This window comes from Micromonospora sp. NPDC048063 (assembly GCF_043202855.1).
In the GTDB taxonomy this organism is placed as follows: domain Bacteria; phylum Actinomycetota; class Actinomycetes; order Mycobacteriales; family Micromonosporaceae; genus Micromonospora.
The window spans coordinates 153,679-170,912 of sequence record NZ_JBIDBG010000005.1 but is presented as its reverse complement, the minus strand read 5'-3'; the positions used below and the strand labels follow the sequence as shown (position 1 = coordinate 170,912).

Genomic DNA, 17,234 nt, shown 5'->3' with positions numbered 1-17,234 from the left:
GCACGCAGCCAGCTCGTGGTCAGGATCAGCGGTGTCACCTCGGCAGAAGCTGGCTGACGAAGCCGTCGATGGCCTGCCGCATCTGGGAGAGGCCCGGTTCCTCGATCGGCAGGTGCCCGGCCTTGTCCAACAGCACAAGTCTCGTGCGTGCGGTGATACGTCCGAAGAAGGGCAGGCTCAGTTCCGGTGGGGTCCAGCGGTCGGCTGCCGGGTGGGCCATCAGCACCGGGCAGGCGGTGAACTGCTCTGGCTCCACCGGTGGTGCTGAGGACAGGAAGGTACGGAGGAACGTCAGCGAGACGCGATTGCCGCCGCCGGCGGGATCTGATGCGACCAGCGCCGTCAACGCGGAATCGTTGCTCATCGCGCCCATGTTCGCCACCCAGCACATGGGGATGTGAAGCCGGCCCAGCCAGCGCAGGTGGTGCTTGCCATCTCGGCCGTCACCGCATCAGCCCAGGAAAACGCCCCAACGGCAACGCTCCTGGCAGACCCGCCAGCGCATCCTCGACGCCGCGGCTCGCGTTTTCGCCGACTACGGGCATGCCGCGGGCACCACCGACCGCATCGCCGAGGCCGCAAGGCTCTCCGTCGGCTCGGTGTACCAGTACTTCCCGAACAAGGACTCGCTCCTGCTCACCCTCGCACTCGCACACATCGACGAGAGCGCCGCGACCGTGCGAGCGGCCCTCGCCGTCACCGCCACCCCTCCGACGCTGATGCATTGGCTGCCCGCGACCGTCGCCGCGTACGCCGACCTGCACACACGCGACCCCACGCCTGCACAAGGTGCTGTTCGAGGAGTCCCCGCGCCCGCCCGAGCTGCTGGCCCGATTCCACCAGGCCGAACCCGACGCCGCCGACACCGTCGAGCAACTCCTGCGCCAGGACCCCGCCCTCGACCTCCCCGAACCGGCACGCAACGCCCGCATCGTGGTAGCGGTCATCGAGTCCCTGGTCCACCGGTACGTCAGCCAGCAACCAGACGACATCGACACCCCACAGCTGACCAACGAGATCGTCGACCTCCTGGTCGCCTACCTACGCGCCGCGCAGGGTCCCCCTCGGCCTTAGCCCCTCGGCGGTGCCTCGTCCCGACCAGCGTCACTCCCGCCACCGGCCCCGACCACTGGGCTGGCGGTGGACGGGCACGGTGTAGTGTTGACCAGCGTCCGGGACCACGACGGCCGTACCGAGGTGCGGATGGTCGCACAGACCGACCGCCACAACCCCGGTCGTCGGCACGGTGACGTCCGAGCAGCGTGGCGCGCGGACCGCCTCGGCCGACCCGGCGACCTGCTGACCACCGACGGTGACGGCGTGGTCCGACCGCCGATGCGGGCCTGGGAGACAGCCACCATGCGCCTCGACCTGAACTGACCGCGCGAGCCTCCCCGGGCGTCCGCCCGACACCTGCCACGCTGTGCCGGGGGTAGAGGTTTCACCGGCACGAAAAATGGAAAAGGTGGAAGTCGCACCTGCGCCCGAGGGGGGATCACTCGTGTCCGACACCAGCATCGACCGGTCCGACCGACAGGCCGACCGTCCTGACGAGGTGACCGATCCACTGCTGTGGAAGCTCGCCTTGGACGTGGCCGACGCCCACGAACCGGACGGGGAGGGCGGCTGCCGCAACCTGCTCTGCGCGGACCAGGCGTGGCCCTGCCCGGCCTGGAACAACGCCCAGCACGCGCTGCGCGTGGCCCGGGCCGACTCCGCCACGCAGCCGTCGTCGCCCGGCGTCCCGAGGCAGCCGGATCGTACCGACCGGCCGGCCGTGGCCGGGTCGGCGCGACGCCCCCGGCCGGCCGCGTCGGCCGCGTAGGGCGCCAACCTCGGGCCGAGCCGGACGTACGCGCCGGTCGGTGCCGAACGTCTTCGCCGCCGCACCCGCCCGCCGGGTGCGGCGGTCGTCGTGACCGGCGTGCTGCCGGGACTCAGGCCGGCCCAACCGGCCCGGTGATCCGGGCGGCCAGCTTCTTCGGGGCGAGCAGGCAGTAGCTCTCGGTGAGCAACTCGCCGACCTCGGCCCAGTCGACGCCGTCGTCGAGCACCATGCCCAGCACGTCGGCGCCCCAGTCCGGCTTGAAGAACGGGTGACCGCCGGCCACCAGCGCGTGGACCTCGTCGAGAGGCGAGCGGAACGTCAGCACGCAGGTTGGCTCGTCGGTCGCGGCGGCCCGGGCGTACGCCATCTGGTGGTCGGGGTCGACGGTGAGCACGTGGGCGAAGGTGCGCTTGCGGATCCGCCAGCGCACCCCCACCCAGGCCGGCTCCTCGTAGCTCTCCGGCAGCTCGCGACAGATCGGCCGCAGCCGGTCGAGGAACTCCGGCGGCACGTCTCCGGGGGCGGTCATGCCCCGCACCGTAGCCGGGCCCACCGACACTTCTGCCGCCCTCGCCGGCCGTCGGTTCGACGGAGCTGCCACGTGCGTACGCCGGCCGCGCTGACGGTCAGCCGACGGCGGCGTCGGCCTCGTCGAGCCAACGCCGGTACCAGCGGGCGAAGCCCAGCGGCGTGCCGTCGGCGTCGCGCAGCGGCCGGAATCCGCTCCCCTCGGCGGTGTCGTCGGCCCACATCTGGCCGCGCGCCGGGCCGCTGACCACCAGCGCCTCGCGCAGCGCGCAGCCGAGGTGGCACAGGTAGAGCAGCCCGATCGAGTGCTCGGGGGCGTAGACCAGCCTGTCGTGCCGTTCCCAGTAGGCGTCCTCGGCCTCGTTGAACGCCTCGACGGTGTCGTAGCCCTCCTCGTCGGGGGGCTCGGGCAGCCCGTCGGCCGGGTTGAAGGGCTCGGTGTGCGGGAACGGCTGGTGCAGCGTGTCCCGATCGGTGAGGTCGGCTCCGTCGCCCTCCCACGCCCAGCGGCCGTCCACCCTGCGCAGCGGGAACAGCCCGTAGGTCGGCCCGGCGCCGCCCCGGCCGGCGGCGAGCAGGAACGAGCGGTACTCCTCGGGGACCTCGACCCGCAGCTGCCCCTCCAGCTCGGTCATCTCCTCGGCGCGCAGCGGCGGCTCCAGCGTCCACCGGTGCGACTGGGCGCCGAAGACCTTGTCACCGTCGGGGTGGGCGGCCAGCCGGGCGAGCCGCCCGCGTACGTCTGACCAGTCGGTGTGCGTCACGGCCGGGACCCTATCGGCGGGCACCGACAAACGACGGGGCGGCCGGCCCCCGGTGCGGGAGCCGGCCGCCGGTCAGCGCCGGGTGTCACCGGGGTGTCGGGACCGCCTCGCGGGCGAGGATGACCGCGCCGAGCAGCGCGGCGTCGTCGGCGAACCGGGACAGGACCACCTCCGGCGGGTACGGCAGGACCGCGGCGAGCCGCTCCCCCAGCAGACCCCGGATCAGTCCGTTGCCGGCCACCCCGCCGACCAGCACCACCCGCTGCGGGTCGAGCAGCAGGCAGCAGGTGACCAGGTGTCGGGCCAGCTCGTCCACCCGGGCGGTCAGCGCGTCCCGGGCCGGGCCGGGGCGCTCGGCGGCGGCGGCCAGGGCAGGCGCGCCGCCCGGCAGCCCGAGCGAGTCCGCGAGCCCGTCCAGCGCCCGGCCGGAGAAGTCCAGCTCCAGCATGGTGCCCGGCCACGGGCCGCCGGCCACGGCGTAGCCGATCTCGCCGGCCGCCCCGTGGTGACCGGCCAGCACCGCCCCGCGGACCGTGGCCGCCGCCGCGACGCCCGTGCCGAGGCCGACCACCAGGCCGGGGTCGGCGTCGCGCAGCGCGCCGATCCGCAGCTCGGCCAGGGCGGCGGCGTTCAGGTCGTTGTCGACCGCCACCGCCGGCACCGCCAACCGGTCCCGGACCGCGTCGGCGAGCCGCAGCCGGTCCCAGCCGGGCACGTTCGGGGCCAGGTCGATCCCGTCCGGCCGCACCACGCCGGGCGAGGCGATGCCGGCCGCGACGACCGGCGAGCCGACCTCCCCCACCAGCTTCGCGGCCAGCTCCAACGCCCGGTCCAGGGCCTGCGGGGCGCCCCGTTCGGCGTACGTCGGGACCCGCTCGCGGGCCAGCAGCCGTCCCTGCCCGTCGGCCACCCCGACCGCCATCTTGGTGCCGCCGAAGTCGATGCCGAGCAGCACACCCGCGTCGCCGGTGGCCTCGGCGGCCTCGGCGGCCCGACCGGCCAACCGCACGCTCACCGTCCCGTCCCCGTGTCCACGGCCTTCGCGCCGGCGCTCATCGGCCCGCCCGCTCGGCGGCGACCGCGTCCAACGCCTTGTCGGCGGCGGCCAGACGGTCCCGGACGGCGGCCAGCCGGCCGGCGACGGTGTCGAAGGTGCCGCGCAGCACCGCCACCTGGGCCCGGACGGCGTCCGCGCCGGGGCCGTCGACCTGGGCGCGGTCGAGCACCAGCTCGGGGCGTACGGCGGCGGCGATCAGGTCGGCGACGGCGGCGTCGGCCAGCCCGTCGGCGATCCCCTCGGCTGCCGCGCGGACGGTCTGCGCGGTCCAGGTGTCCGGGGCGCCGCCGCGCACCAGCCGGCCGACCACGGAATGGGCGGCCCGGAACGGCACCCCGTGCCGGGTCAGCGCGTCCGCCGCGGCGGTGGTGGTGGCGCCGGAGGCGACGATCTCCTCCCGCGACGGCGGCTCGAGCGGCTCGATCTCGGCGAGGAAGCCGCCGAGCAGGGCGAAGAACCGGTCGGTGCGGTCGTTGCTCTCCCAGAGCCGGACCTGCACGTCGGTGGTGGCGTTGTTGGAGTCCTCCCACCAGGCCGCGCCGACGTTGTTGAGCACGGAGGCGGCGTCGGCGGCGGTGGCGCCGGCCATCGAGACGAGGTGTTCCAGCACCACCGGGTTGCGCTTCTGCGGCATGATGCTGCTGCCCTGGGTGAAGTCGCCGGGGGTGGTCACCCAGCGCCAGCTCAGCCAGTCCATCAGGGTGCGGGCCAGCCGGGCGCCGGTCGCGAGGGCCTGGGCGTTGAGGGTGCCGACCCGGACGAGGTGGTCGGCGCCGGCCACCGCCTCGTAGGAGTTGGTGACCAGGCCACCGAAGCCGAGCAGCTCGGCCACGCGGGCCGGGGAGATGTCCAGGTCGGTGCCGGCGAACGCGCAGGAGCCCAGCGGCGAGGTGTTGAGGGTCTCGATCAGGTCGGCGTACGCGACGGCCTCGCCGGCGAGGGCCTCGGCGTAGCCGGCGAGGGCGTGCCCGATGGTGGTGGGCTGGGCCGGCCGGCGGTGGGTGTAGCCGGTGATGACCACGTCGGCGTACCGGTGCGCCGAGTCCAGGGCGGTCGCGCCGGCGGCCAGGACCCGGTCGAGGACCCCGAGCAGCTGGTCGCGCAGCAGCATCCGGAACACCCCGGCGTCGAGGTCGTTGCGGCTGCGGGCCATCTGCACGTCCAGCTCGGACGTGGGGATGCCGCACGCCTGCGCGAGCCGCTTCTCCATCAGGTAGTAGGTGTCCTCGAACGTGCCGTCGAACTCCGGCGCGCCGGCGGTGTCGGCGCGCAGTTCGGCCAGCCCGCGCAGCAGCCGGGCGCCCCGCTCGGTGGGGATGAGCCCCTGCTCGGTCAGCATCACCACGTGCGCCTGGCTGGCCCGCACCATGGCCGGGAACAGGTGCCCGACGTGGTGGTCGTAGGTCGGCCGGAGGTGGTGCCGCTGGTAGGTGGTCAGCGCGGGTGTGTTCATGACGGTTCTCTACTTCCTTCCGTGCCGGGCGCGCCGGTCACCCGCCGCGCCCGGTCGTCAGCCGGTCAGTGGTCGAGGCCGAGCAGACGCTCGGCGTTCCCGGCGAAGATCGCGCGCAGGTGGTCGTCGGGCAGGCCCAGCTCGCGGCAGATCCGCAGCTGGTCGTCGAGGTAGCGGGTGACGTAGCCGCGCGGAAACCACGACGAGTCGCTGCCGAACACGATCCGGTGCGGGCCGATGGTCTCGTAGCAGCGCCGGAACAGCTCGTCCAGCGTCAGCTTGTACGGCATCCAGCGCACCCACTGGTTCGAGCCGGAGGTGTCGACGTGGATGTTGGGGCAGCCCCAGGCGGCGAAGAGCAGGTCCTGCACGTGCTGGACGCCGAAGTGCGGCACCACCACGGCGAGTTCGGGGAAGCGGCGGGCCATCCGGGCCAGCTCGTCGGGGCCGCCGTACCGGCCGTGGGAGAGGCCGCCGGCGCTGCCGTAGTGACCGATGTGGATCAGCACCGGCACGCCGAGGCGCTGGGCGGTGCCCCAGAGCGGGTCGAGGGCCTCGTCGTCGAGCGGGCCGCGCAGCAGCGGGGCGAAGAGCTTCAGCCCGCGCAGGCCGCGTTCGACCACCGCGCGTTCCAGCTCGGCGGCGGCGTCCGGGCCGTACGGGTCGTGGTGGGCGAAGCCGAGCAGCAGGTCGGGGTGGCGGTCCACCACGTCGGCGACGGTGTCGTTGCCGCCGCCGGTGACGAAGACGGCCCGGCGGATGTCGACCGCGCGCAGCTCCTGCGCCCACCGGTCCGCCTCGTCCTGCCACCGCGGCGCGGGGGGCTCGGGGTCGGGGAAGCCCCACGCCTGCCGCCACTGCGCCGCGTACGGGGCGGAGCCGGCGGCGCGGACGGCGCGCTCGTGCTCGCCGCCGGGGTGCATGCCGGCGGCGTGCTCGCACGCCCGGATCGTCTCGTCGGCGCCGATGCGGAAATGCAGGTGGAAGTCGACGACGTCGAGTCCGCGGTCGACGGTCACGGTGCCTCCTCTGGCTCGGGCCCGCCGGCCGGCGGGGTGCCGGCGGGCGGAACGTCCGTGGGCGGCGGGGCGGCGCCGACCAGGGTGTCGGCGGGCAGCGGGGCGTCGGTGGGCGGGGCGGGAGGCGGGGCGGCCACCCAGGCGGCGACGACCTCCCGCAGCCGCGTCGCGGCCAGCTCCCGGACCCGCCGGCCGGTCTCCTCGCCGGCCAGCGAGACGTGCCCCGACCAGCCCTGCCACGGGTCGGGGCGGGACTCCACCAGCACGTACGGGTGGGTCACCGGCAGCTTCGGCCTCGGCGGCAGGTCGGCGACCGCGTCGAGGCGCACCGCGCCGGGGTCGAAGCCGAGCACCCCGTCGGTCTCGTACGCCCCGCCGTGGCCGCGCGCCGGCAGCGGCCCGTACAGCTCGGCGGTCTCGGCCGGGGTCACGAGCTGGAACCAGTTGACCAGCAGCAGGCTGGCCGTGCGCCGCCCGGAGACCCACTCCATGGCGGCCCGGACGGTGGACATGTTGGCGTCGTGCCCGTTGACGATCAGCAGCCGGGGGAACCCGGCCGCCACGATGCCCTCGATCACGTCGGCCAGGTAGCCGACCGCGATCTCCGGCCGGATCGCCACGGTGCCGGGCCACGGCCGGGTCTGGCCGGGGCACGCGGCGTACGGCACGGCGGGGAAGAGCACCCCGCGCGGACCCGCCGTCGTGCCGGGTGCGCCGGCCGGGGTTGCGGCGGCACCCGGGGTCCCGTCGCCGGCGCCGGGGACCGCGCTCTCGGCGGCGAAGCCCTGGGCGAGGATCAGGTCGGTGCCGAGCGGCAGGTGCGGGCCGTGCCACTCGACCGCGCCGACCGGCAGCACCGCGAAGTCCGCCGCCTCGGCCACCGCCGCCAGTTCCCCGCCGGGGATCCGGGCGGCGGGGACCAGCCCGCCGCCCGCCGGCCAGGCCTCGCTCACGCCGTCCACCGCGCCGCCTCGCGGCTGGAGCGCCGGCCGCCCTCCAGCCGGCCGGAGACCACCATCACCACGAAGATCAGGACCACCTGGAGCATGCCGTACGCGGCGGCGGTGCCGACCTCGAACGAGTACATCCGGTTGTTGATCTCCACGGAGATCGGCGCGGTGTCGGAGGTGTAGATGAGCACCGAGGCGACGAACTCGCCGACGCCGTGCACGAAGGCGAGCAGCGCGCCGGCCACCACGCCGGGCAGCATCAGCCGCAGGGTGACCGTGCCGAACGCCCGCCACCAGGACGCGCCCAGGTTGCGCGCGGCCTCCTCCAGCGACGGGTCGATCTGCGCCAGGGTGGCCGAGCTGGACCGGAACACCAGCGGCAGGAACCGCACGAAGTACGCCAGCGGCATGATCCAGAAGGTGCCGATCAGCACCTGCCCGAAGCTGAACGCGTTGCCGGTGCTGAACGCCGAGATCAGGTTGATCGCCACCACCGTGCCGGGCAGCGCCCAGGCCAGCATGACCGCCACGTCCAGCAGGCCCCGGCCGCGGAAGTCCAGCCGCCGCACCGCGTACGCGATGAGCACGCCGACCACGACGCAGCCGACGGTCGCGATCAGGCTCATCTGCAGCGAGTTGAGGATCGGCTGGAACGCCTCGGGGTCGGAGAAGATGGTGACGAAGTTCTGCGTGGTGTAGGCGGCCGGGATCACCTCGGTGGTCCAGGAGCCGTCGGCGGAGAACGCCACCAGGGCGATGGTCGCCACGGGGGCGAGCAGCACGGCGGTGGCCAGGATCGACGCGACCAGGGCCAGCCACTTGCCGAACGGGTTGGTGATCTCCCGCCGGTGCGCGGCGACCCCCTTCGACTGGGACCGGTAGCTGCGCCGCCCCTCGTACCAGCGCATGCCGAGCAGGAACAGCACCGACACCACGCCGAGCACCGAGGCGTACGTGGAGGCCATCGGCAGGTCGCCGTTGGTGCGGTTGATGTAGATCTGCATGGTCATGGTCTGGTCCACCCCGAACAGCAGCGGGGCGGTGTACGAGGCCAGCGAGGTCATGAAGACCAGCAGCGAGGCGGAGACCAGCGCCGGGGTGAGCATCGGCAGCAGCACCGTGCGCCACACCCGGACCCGACCGGCCCCCAGGTTGTACGCGGCCTCCTCCACCGAGGGGTCCATTCCGCCGAGCGCGGCGGAGGCGGACAGGTAGAAGTACGGGTACATGGTGAAGGTGTGCACCACCAGCACCCCGGCGATGCCGCTGAACGGCAGTACGGGGTTCTCGGTGCCGAAGAGCTGCTGGAGCCCGCGCGGGAGGATGCCCGTCTCGCTGTAGAGCAGCTGGAACGAGATCGCCCCGATCAGCGGCGGCAGGGCCGCCGGCACCAGGATGATCGCCTCGATCAGCCGGCGGCCGGGGAACGAGAACCGCTTGAGCAGGAAGGCCATCGCCACGCCGACGATGCCGCAGAGCAGCACACTGGCCGCGGAGATGATCAGCGAGGTGACCAGGGACGAGCGGGCCACCCCGTCGCCGGAGAGGAAGGCGCCGTAGTTCTCCACCCCGTCCACGCCGACGCTCTCGGCGAAGGTGGCGAACATCGGCTGCACCACGTACCCGAAGAGGATCAGCGCGAGCGGGAAGACCAGGACGTACGGGAACCAGCGGGAGCCGGTGCCGCCGGCGAACCGGTCGGCGAGCCGGCGGCGCGGCGCGCGCGGCGGCGTCGGCTCCTGGGTGACCGGGGCGACGGTGGCCGGGCTGGGGGTGGCGGGAATGGTGCTCACGGGCGCACCACCCACATCCGCTCGCGGTTGAGCCGCAGCCCGACCTGGTCGCCGGCGGCGATCCCGTCCGGCACGTCGATCGCGGCGACCTGCACCGACTCGCCGGCCACGTCGACCACGAGGTTGGTGGCCATCCCGGTGAACTCCACCTCGGTGACCCGGCCGGGCAGCGCGTCCGCGTCGGTGGCCGAGGTGAGGCCGATGTGCTCGGGGCGGACCGACACCAGCGCGGTGTCGCCCTGGCGCAGGCCGTGCCCGGTCGGGGCGGGGACGGCGATCTCGCCGCCGGCGGGCAGCTTCACCGTGACGGCCTGCTCGGCGGCGCCGGCCACCGGCAGGGAGAGCACGTTGCTGCGGCCGATGAAGCGGGCCACGAAGCTGGTCGCCGGGCGATGGTAGATCTCCTGCGGGGCGCCGATCTGCTGCACCCGGCCGGACTGCATCACCGCGATCCGGTCCGACATGGCCATCGCCTCGGCCTGGTCGTGGGTGACGTAGATGGAGGTGGTGCCGGCCTCGCGCTGGATGCGGCGGATCTCCACCCGGGTCTCCTCGCGCAGCTTGGCGTCGAGGTTGGACAGCGGCTCGTCGAGCAGCAGGGTGCGCGGCCGGATCACCAGGGCCCGGGCGAGGGCGACGCGCTGCTGCTGGCCGCCGGAGAGCTCGTCGATGCGGCGGTCGCCGTAGCCGGCGAGGTGCACCTGACCGAGCGCCTCCTCGACCCGGCGCCGCGACTCGGCCCGGCCGACCTTGCGGATCTTGAGTCCGTACGCGACGTTCTGCGCCACGCTCATGTGCGGGAAGAGCGCGTAGTTCTGGAACACCATGCCGGTGTCGCGCTTGTTCGGCGGTCGGCGGGTGACGTCCTCCGCGCCGAACCGGATCCGGCCGGAGGTGGGGAAGTAGAACCCGGCCACCATGCGCAGGGTCGTGGTCTTGCCGCAGCCGCTCGGGCCGAGCAGCGTGAAGAACTCCCCGGCGGCGATGGTGATGTCGACGTCGTCCACGGCCGCGGTGTCGCCGCCGCGCGCGAAGCGCTTGCTCACCGACTCCAGCGTGACATCGATCATGAGGTCCTCTCCTTCGTGCGGTACCGGACCTGTCGGTCGTGGGATGGGGGGCGGGAGACGGGAAGGGCACCTTCCTGACGCCTCCGGCGGAGAGGGGCTCCCCTCTCACACCTGCCGGCGCCCCGGGGGCGGGCGGCGGGGCGCCGGGGACGGGACGGGCCCGCCCCCGGCGCCCGGGCGATCAGCCCTTGTTCTTGATCTGGCTGTTCCAGTGGTTGATCCACTCGGTCTCGTTCTTGCCGATCACGTTCCAGTCGACGTCCAGCGGCTTGAGCTGGAGCTGGGCCAGCCACTCCGGCTTCTCGGCGATGTCCACGGCCGGGATCTGGTAGTAGTCCTTGGCCAGGTCGGCGCGGAGCTTGTCGTCGAAGAGGAACTCGATGAACTTCTGCGCGCCCTCGCTGTTGCCGCCCTTGACCGCGGCCAGGCCGTCGACCAGCACCGGGGCGCCGGAAGCCGGCATGACGTAGCCGAACGGCATGTTCGACTGGTGGGCCTGCAGCAGGATGTCCTGCAGGTTCCAGGCGCTGAGCGTGCCCTGCTGGCGGGACAGCTTCAGGTAGAGGTCGGTCGGGTTGGCCGCGTACGCGCCGGTGTTGGCGTCGAGCTTCTTGAGCCAGTCGTAGCCGGGCTGCGGGTTGCTGCCGTCCGCGGACTGGCGCACGATCATCGCGGCGTAGATCGACCGCATGGTGCCGGACGCGGCCACGTCCCGGATGATGATCTTGTCCTTCCACTCCGGCTTGAGCAGGTCGTCCCAGTCCTTCGGGGCCTGCTCCGGGGTGAGGGCCTTGTTGTTGTACATGATGACCTCGGGCAGCAGGATCTCCCCGAACCAGCGGCCCTCGGCGTCCTTGTACTTGGCGTCCATCTTGCTGGCGAAGGCCGGCTGCCAGGAGGTCAGCAGGTCCTCGGACGCGCCGGCCGCGAGGCCCTGCTGGGTGCCGCCCCACCAGACGTCGGCCTGCGGGTTGGCCTTCTCGGCCCGCACCCGCTCCAGGATCTCCTGGGCGCCGAGGTTGAGGATCTCGACCTTGCCCTTGTACTCGGGGTACTTGGCGGTGAACTGGTCCACGACGTAGTCGGAGACCTTCTTGTCGCGGGCGGTGTAGATGGTCAGCTTCTCGGCGCTGCCGCCGCTGGCCGTGTCGTCACCGCCGCCGCCACAGGCGGTGCCGGCGGCGAGCACGGTGGCGAGCGCGCCGGCGAGGAGAAGGCGACGTTTCATGGGGTACCTCCGAGGGTGAGGGGAACTACGTTGTTCGGGGTGTGAGGTCAGGGGGTCGGCAGCAGGGTGGGCAGGCCCGCGGCGGCCGCGGAGAGGGCGTAGCTGACGGCGCCGTGCAGCACCGCCCGGTCGCCGAGCACCGCCCGGCGGACGTCGGTGGCGCTCGGCGCGGCGGCGCTGACGAGCGCCTGGAGCCGGTCGACGGCGGCGTCGTCGAGCTGGGCGGCGGCGCCGCTGAGCAGCACCCGCCCGGGGTCGACGACGCAGACGCAGGAGACGATCAGCCGGGACCAGGCCGCGAGCAGCTCGTCGAGGTACGCGGCGGCCCGCCCGTCGGTGGCGGCCAGCTCCACCAGGGCGGCCACGGGCGAGTCCGGGCGCCGCCCGGGCGCCAGCGCCACCACCCGCTCGGCGATGGCGTTCTCCGACCAGCGGGCCTCGAACGGGCCGATCCCGTCGTGGCCCCGGTCGGCCGGGTCCAGCGGCAGGAAGCCGACCTCGCCGGCGGCCCCGCCGGCGCCCCGGCGGACCTGCCCGTCAAGCACGAGGCCGGCGCCGATGCCGTCGGCGACGTGCAGCAGCAGCAGGTCGGCGACGTCGCTGCCGGCGCCGACCGCGTGCTCACCGGCGGCCATCAGGTTCACGTCGTTGTCCACCAGCACGGGCACCCCGAGCCGGCGTTGCACCGACTCCCCCACCGGCCGCGCCTCGACGAGGCCGACCGAGGGGGCCAGGCGGACGGCGCCGCCGGTGGAGATGCCGGGCGCGGCGACGGCCACCCCGCGCAGCGCCGGCAGGCCGTCGCCGACCAGCTCGGGCACCGAGCGGCAGATGGTGTCGACGATGTCGCCGGCGAGTCGCACGGCACGGTGGGCGATCACGGTCCCGTCGCTGTCGGCGATCTCGCAGCTGAGCCGGGACGGCTCCAGCGAGACCGCGGCGACCAGCTCGGCCCGGGGGTTGAACTCCAGCATCGCCCGGGGACGGCCGGCGCGCGACGCGCCGGGACCACGCTCGATGAGGTAACCCTCGGCGATCAGCTCCCGCACGAGCGGGGTGAGCGTGGCGGGGCTCAGGCCGGTGAGCTCGGTCAGCTCGGCGCGGGAGAGCACCCGCACCTGGCGGGCGGTGGAGATCACGGAAAGCCGCTTGATCTCCTTCGACCGCTCCCGGCTCACCGGGCTCGTCGGTGGCGTCACCACGTCAGTCACACTTCCTTCCTACGGCGAACGAACTATTGAGTCAAGTAACGAAACCGTCTCGTTACCTTGCGGCCACCTTCACGAGCAGCAGAAACGCCCTTCGCGGGGTCCGCCGGGGCCGAGCACGCGCGCCGCCGACCGAGGCATGGAAGACCGCCTGACCCCTTGTTTGTTTCTTTCGCAAAGAAAGAAAGACCTTGCAAAGCATTGACGGGCCGCCGCGCCGGTCCCTAGCGTCACCGGGCGAAGGCCTTCCAGTGTGTACGGATCTCCGTGCCGCTGCGTACCCCGGTGCCGGGGCGCCCCCTCGCGCCCCGCACCCCTCACCCCCACCGCCGCCGTCTCGCCGTCCGACCACGACCCCGCGTCCGCGCCACCGCGCGCCCGACGTCGGTGGCCGCTGCGCGGACCTCGCGTGTCGCGAAAGGACCTGCATGCGACTCAAGTCGTTCCTGCTACCCACGGCGCTCGCCCTGGCCCTGTCCGGGGCGCCCGCCGCCGCCCTAGCCGCCCCCACCGACGCCCGGCCGACCGACACCGTCGACCTGGACGTCCTCTTCGTCAGCGCCCACCCCGACGACGAGGCCGGCAGCCTCGCCACCCTCGGCCAGTGGAAGGAGAAGCACGGCGCCAAGGCGGGCGTCGTGACCATCACCCGCGGCGAGGGCGGCGGCAACGCCGTCGGCCTCGAGGAGGGCCCGCCGCTGGGCATCATCCGCGAGCGCGAGGAGCGCACCGCGATCGGCCGGGCCGGCGTGGAGAACCTGTACAACCTCGACCGCGTCGACTTCTGGTACACCGCCTCCGCGCCGCTGTCCGAGCAGATCTGGGGGCACGACGACACCCTGGCCCAGATCGTCCGGGTGATCCGGCAGACCCGGCCCGAGATCGTCATGACGATGAACCCGTCGCCGACGCCCGGCAACCACGGCAACCACCAGCAGGCCGCCCGGTTCGCCGCCGAGGCGTTCCACGCCGCCGCCGACCCGGCCGCCTTCCCCGAGCAGCTCACCCAGGAGGGCCTGAAGCCGTTCCGGGCAGCGAAGTTCCTGCGTACCGGCGGGACCGGCAGCTCGGCAACCGGGGCGCAGTGCGCGTCCAGCTTCGTGCCGACCGTCCCGACCGACCAGGTGTTCGGCGTCTGGGAGGGCACCCCGAGCGCCGACGGCAGGACCTGGGCCGAGATCGAGGTCGACGCCCGCCGGGACTACGTCACCCAGGGCTGGGCCGGCACCGCCGCCGCCCCCACCGACCCCGCGAAGATCCGCTGCGACTTCTACACCCTGGTCGACAGCCGCGTCCCATACGACCCGGCGGACACCTCGCCGGAGGCCATCCTGCGCGGCTCGGTGCTGCCGACGACGGCCGGCGGGCTTCCCCAGGGCACCGAGCTCTACCTGACCGCCGACCGGTTCGATCTCGCCCCCGGCGAGACCGTCGAGGTCACCGCGCACGTCCGCGCCCCGCACAACCGGGCGCTCACCGCGCCGCGGGTCTCCCTGCGGCTGCCGCAGGGCTGGACCGCCACCGGCTCCGGCGCGCTGCCCGGCGCCGTCCCCGCCGGCACGGAGCGGACCGTCGCCTTCACCGTGACCGTTCCCGCCGGCGCCGACACCAACGAGCAGCACCTCGTCGGCGCGAGCCTGACCACCGGCCAGGGCACCGGCCGCACCGACCGCGCGGTCCGGGTGGTCGCCGACGTGCGCGGCACCCTGGAGCCACTGCCCGAGGTCGGGCTGTTCCGCACCTGGGCCGGCGACAGCGGCTACCCGCAGCTGGACACCCTGATCAAGCCGGTCCTCACCGTCGGCTCCGGCAAGAGCCGGACCGTCCGGGTCGACCTGCGCAACCACGGCGAGGCCCCCCAGGGCGGCACCGTCACCCTCGGCCTGCCGGCCGGCTTCACCGCCGACGCGGTGACCAAGAGCTACGCCGAGCTGGCGCCGGGCGCGACCGGGGCGGTCACCTTCACCGTCACCAACAGCGACGCCACCCTGCCGACCGCCAACGAGGGCGGCGACGGCGGCGACTACGGCATCACCATCACCACCACCAGCGCCGCCGGCAGCACCGTCGAGACCGGCGCACTGGAGATCGTGCCGACCAGCGAGGTGCCGCACGCCGGGCACGACCACGCTGTCGACGGGGTGGCCTCCCCGGACGAGTACCCCGGCGAGGCGCTGGACCTGTCCCGGATCTGGGAGGGGCAGGCCACCACGCCGCAGGACGCCTCGGCCACGGGTCGCGTCGCCTGGACCGAGGACGCGCTGAAGGTGTTCGTCCAGGTCACCGACGACGTGCTCGGCAAGAAGGTGGTGCCGCAGGACTGCAAGCGGCAGCGGCGTACCGACAGCGTCGAGATCATCGTCGACCCGAAGGGCAACTCGACGGACACCTCGACGGTGTTCAAGGCCGGCATCTTCCCGGTCACCGACGACCCCGCGGGCGGCGACCCGCCGTGCTGGCAGCGCGACGCCGACAACCGGCAGGGCCCGGGCGCCACGACCGCGCCGGGAATGACGGTGGTCAGCAAGGTCACCGCGCCGTACGCCGGCTACACCATCGAGGCGAGCATCCCGTTCGCGGTGCTGCCCGACGCCGTCGACCCGGCCCGGATGGGCTTCAACGTGCTGGTCTACGACTCGGACACCCAGGACCTGACCTCCCAGTCCCGGCTGGGCTGGTCCACCTTCACCGGCGTCCGTGCCGACCCGTACCGCTACGGCCTGGTGACTCTGCCCGGGTACACCCCGGCGCAGCGGCAGCCCAGCGCCCCGGTGTTCCCGGACACCGCCGCCCGCAGCGTGCACAGCCCGCAGACCATCGCGCAGTCCGCGGTCGACGGCGTCGCGCCGGCCGCCGTGGCCCGACTTCCCGAGCGGGCGCTGCGGCTGACCGGCCAGCGCCAGGTGGCCGGCGGGGTGCAGGTGACGGTCCTCGCCGACCGCGCGGGCACCGCGTACCTGCACGCCTGGGACGGTGACCGTTCGCTCGGTGAACGGTCCGTGCAGCTGAGCCCCGGCGACCCGGTGACCGTGCTGGTCCCGGTCACCGGCGGCACGGCCGACGGCCTGCTGGCCGCGTTCGAGGCCGGCGGCGCCGCGCTGGCCCGCCACGTTCCGCTGGCCTGACCGGCGACGGCCCGGCCCCGGTCATCCCATGGGATGACCGGGGCCGGGCCCGCCCGGCGGGTCCCCCGCGCCCGACGGACACCGGCCGCCGGGCCGTGCCGGTACGCGGTGGGCCGGCTCGCGGATCCACTGCTGCGTTCCCCGCACGCCGCCGGGGACATCGTTGCGGACGTGCGCGAACGCGGCGGGTGTCCCGGGTGCCGACCGGCCGGCCGCGGGTCCGGCCGGGTCATCGACCGGACCGGGACACCTCGCCGGCCGCCGAGCCGTCCCCGGCCGTCGACCGACCCGGTCTACCGCACGTTGCGCCAGAGCAGGACCAGGCCGAAGACCGCCCCGAACGTGACGATCACGGCTTTGAGGGGGGCAGCGGGGAGCCTGCGGAGCAGCCGCGCCCCGACGTAGCCGCCGACGACGGTCGCCGGGACCAGGATGGCCGCCCCCGCCCAGTTGACGGTGCCGAAGAAGACGTAGAGCGCCACCGCCGTGAACGAGATGACGGCCGACAGCAGGTTCTTCAGGGCGACCGTCCTGGTGAGCGGCTCGTGCTGCAGGAGAGCCAGGCTGGCGACCAGCACGATGCCGAACCCCGCGCCGATGTAGCCGCCGTAGACCCCGCCCAGGGCGACCAACGCCTGCAGCGTCGCCGGGTGTTTCTGTCGGCCACGCAGTGCGGAGCGCCTGACCAGCTCGTTCAGGCGGCCCTGAAGGCCGAGGACCGCGGAGGCGGCGAGCACCAGGAACGGCACGATCATGTCGAAGACGCGGCTGGGCGTCAGCAGCAGCAGCGCCGACCCGGCGACCCCGCCGAGCACGGCGGCGGGCAGGATCCGCCTGGTGTCTCGCCGGGGTGGCAGGTCCCGGTAGCCGCCCACGACGCTGGCCACGTTCCCGGGGAACACCGCGACCGTGCTGGTCAGCTTGGCGGTCAGCGGCGGTATGCCGGTGCCGAGCAGCGCCGAGAAGGCGATGAGGGAGCCGCCGCCCGCGACCGCGTTGAAGGCGCCCGTGGCGACACCGGCGGCGAGGAGCAGCGTTGCCTCGATGGGATCCATCGAGTCCCAGGCTAGTGGCGTCGCCCGCCGGTAGGGCCGGGGTCCGCCGGCCCGAGCCGGCGCGCCGCGACGCGGACGGCCTGACGGTGGCCGGCGGCGTGGCGGCGTCGAGGAGGCCGGGGTGGCAGCAGCGGCGGTTGGCGGTGGGGGAATTCA

The 17,234-nt window shown here is 73.9% G+C and carries 16 protein-coding genes and 1 pseudogene; 5 read left to right on the top strand and 12 right to left on the bottom strand.

The features are described from left to right. Positions 1-34: 34 nt before the first annotated feature. Positions 35-373 (bottom strand): alpha/beta hydrolase, encoded by a 339-nt coding sequence (locus ACGFZ2_RS15800; protein ID WP_393454020.1) that lies wholly within the window; start codon positions 371-373, stop codon positions 35-37. 55 nt (positions 374-428) lie between these two features. On the opposite strand from ACGFZ2_RS15800, the pseudogene ACGFZ2_RS15795 reads away from it, so the two are divergent. The 4 genes and pseudogenes from ACGFZ2_RS15795 to ACGFZ2_RS15780 form a co-directional block, all read left to right on the top strand. Next, positions 429-626, top strand: a pseudogene (locus ACGFZ2_RS15795) (helix-turn-helix domain-containing protein); the annotation flags it as partial. A gap of 97 nt (positions 627-723) precedes the next feature. After that, positions 724-1,074, top strand: coding sequence for a hypothetical protein (locus ACGFZ2_RS15790; RefSeq protein WP_393454415.1), 351 nt, complete (start codon positions 724-726; stop codon positions 1,072-1,074). Between the two features lie 87 nt (positions 1,075-1,161). Continuing rightward, positions 1,162-1,380, top strand: coding sequence for a hypothetical protein (locus ACGFZ2_RS15785; protein WP_393454437.1), 219 nt, complete (start codon positions 1,162-1,164; stop codon positions 1,378-1,380). Between the two features lie 121 nt (positions 1,381-1,501). Further along, positions 1,502-1,825: a hypothetical protein gene (locus tag ACGFZ2_RS15780; protein WP_393454018.1), complete on the top strand. Its 324-nt coding sequence runs from the start codon at positions 1,502-1,504 to the stop codon at positions 1,823-1,825. Positions 1,826-1,937: 112 nt separating this feature from the next. On the opposite strand, the gene ACGFZ2_RS15775 is transcribed toward ACGFZ2_RS15780, so the two are convergent. From ACGFZ2_RS15775 to ACGFZ2_RS15730, 10 genes are all read right to left on the bottom strand, one after another. Next, positions 1,938-2,357 carry an MmcQ/YjbR family DNA-binding protein gene (locus tag ACGFZ2_RS15775; protein WP_393454015.1) on the bottom strand — a complete coding sequence of 140 codons (420 nt, stop codon included), beginning with the start codon at positions 2,355-2,357 and terminating at the stop codon, positions 1,938-1,940. 97 nt (positions 2,358-2,454) lie between these two features. Beyond that, entirely contained in the window at positions 2,455-3,120 is a 666-nt protein-coding gene (locus tag ACGFZ2_RS15770; protein WP_393454012.1) for an SMI1/KNR4 family protein, read from the bottom strand. A gap of 85 nt (positions 3,121-3,205) precedes the next feature. Then, positions 3,206-4,135: an ROK family protein gene (locus ACGFZ2_RS15765; RefSeq protein ID WP_393264251.1), complete on the bottom strand. Its 930-nt coding sequence runs from the start codon at positions 4,133-4,135 to the stop codon at positions 3,206-3,208. Positions 4,136-4,172: 37 nt separating this feature from the next. Then, positions 4,173-5,630 carry an argininosuccinate lyase gene (locus ACGFZ2_RS15760; RefSeq protein ID WP_393454009.1) on the bottom strand — a complete coding sequence of 486 codons (1,458 nt, stop codon included), beginning with the start codon at positions 5,628-5,630 and terminating at the stop codon, positions 4,173-4,175. 65 nt (positions 5,631-5,695) lie between these two features. After that, positions 5,696-6,649, bottom strand: a complete 954-nt coding sequence (locus ACGFZ2_RS15755; protein ID WP_393264255.1) for an amidohydrolase family protein — start codon at positions 6,647-6,649, stop codon at positions 5,696-5,698. Then, positions 6,646-7,602 (bottom strand): creatininase family protein, encoded by a 957-nt coding sequence (locus ACGFZ2_RS15750; RefSeq protein WP_393454006.1) that lies wholly within the window; start codon positions 7,600-7,602, stop codon positions 6,646-6,648. The genes ACGFZ2_RS15755 and ACGFZ2_RS15750 overlap by 4 nt, the downstream gene beginning before the upstream one ends. Continuing rightward, the gene (locus ACGFZ2_RS15745) at positions 7,599-9,392 is read right to left on the bottom strand and encodes an ABC transporter permease (RefSeq protein WP_393264260.1); all 1,794 of its coding nucleotides are present in this window, start codon (positions 9,390-9,392) and stop codon (positions 7,599-7,601) included. Before ACGFZ2_RS15745 ends, ACGFZ2_RS15750 begins: the two co-directional genes overlap by 4 nt. Continuing rightward, positions 9,389-10,462 (bottom strand): ABC transporter ATP-binding protein, encoded by a 1,074-nt coding sequence (locus ACGFZ2_RS15740; protein WP_357699696.1) that lies wholly within the window; start codon positions 10,460-10,462, stop codon positions 9,389-9,391. Before ACGFZ2_RS15740 ends, ACGFZ2_RS15745 begins: the two co-directional genes overlap by 4 nt. 181 nt (positions 10,463-10,643) lie before the next feature. Continuing rightward, on the bottom strand, positions 10,644-11,690 hold the full coding sequence (locus tag ACGFZ2_RS15735) for an extracellular solute-binding protein (protein ID WP_393264263.1): 1,047 nt from the start codon (positions 11,688-11,690) through the stop codon (positions 10,644-10,646). A 47-nt stretch (positions 11,691-11,737) separates the two neighbouring features. Further along, on the bottom strand, positions 11,738-12,901 hold the full coding sequence (locus ACGFZ2_RS15730) for an ROK family protein (protein ID WP_350706160.1): 1,164 nt from the start codon (positions 12,899-12,901) through the stop codon (positions 11,738-11,740). 425 nt (positions 12,902-13,326) lie between these two features. Between ACGFZ2_RS15730 and ACGFZ2_RS15725 the strand changes: the two genes are divergently transcribed. Beyond that, complete coding sequence (locus ACGFZ2_RS15725) at positions 13,327-16,023, top strand: sugar-binding protein (protein ID WP_393454003.1); 2,697 nt, start codon at positions 13,327-13,329, stop codon at positions 16,021-16,023. A 293-nt stretch (positions 16,024-16,316) separates the two neighbouring features. Here the strand turns inward: ACGFZ2_RS15725 and ACGFZ2_RS15720 are convergent, their stop codons facing one another. Continuing rightward, positions 16,317-17,078 carry a sulfite exporter TauE/SafE family protein gene (locus ACGFZ2_RS15720; RefSeq protein WP_393454000.1) on the bottom strand — a complete coding sequence of 254 codons (762 nt, stop codon included), beginning with the start codon at positions 17,076-17,078 and terminating at the stop codon, positions 16,317-16,319. Positions 17,079-17,234 lie beyond the last annotated feature (156 nt).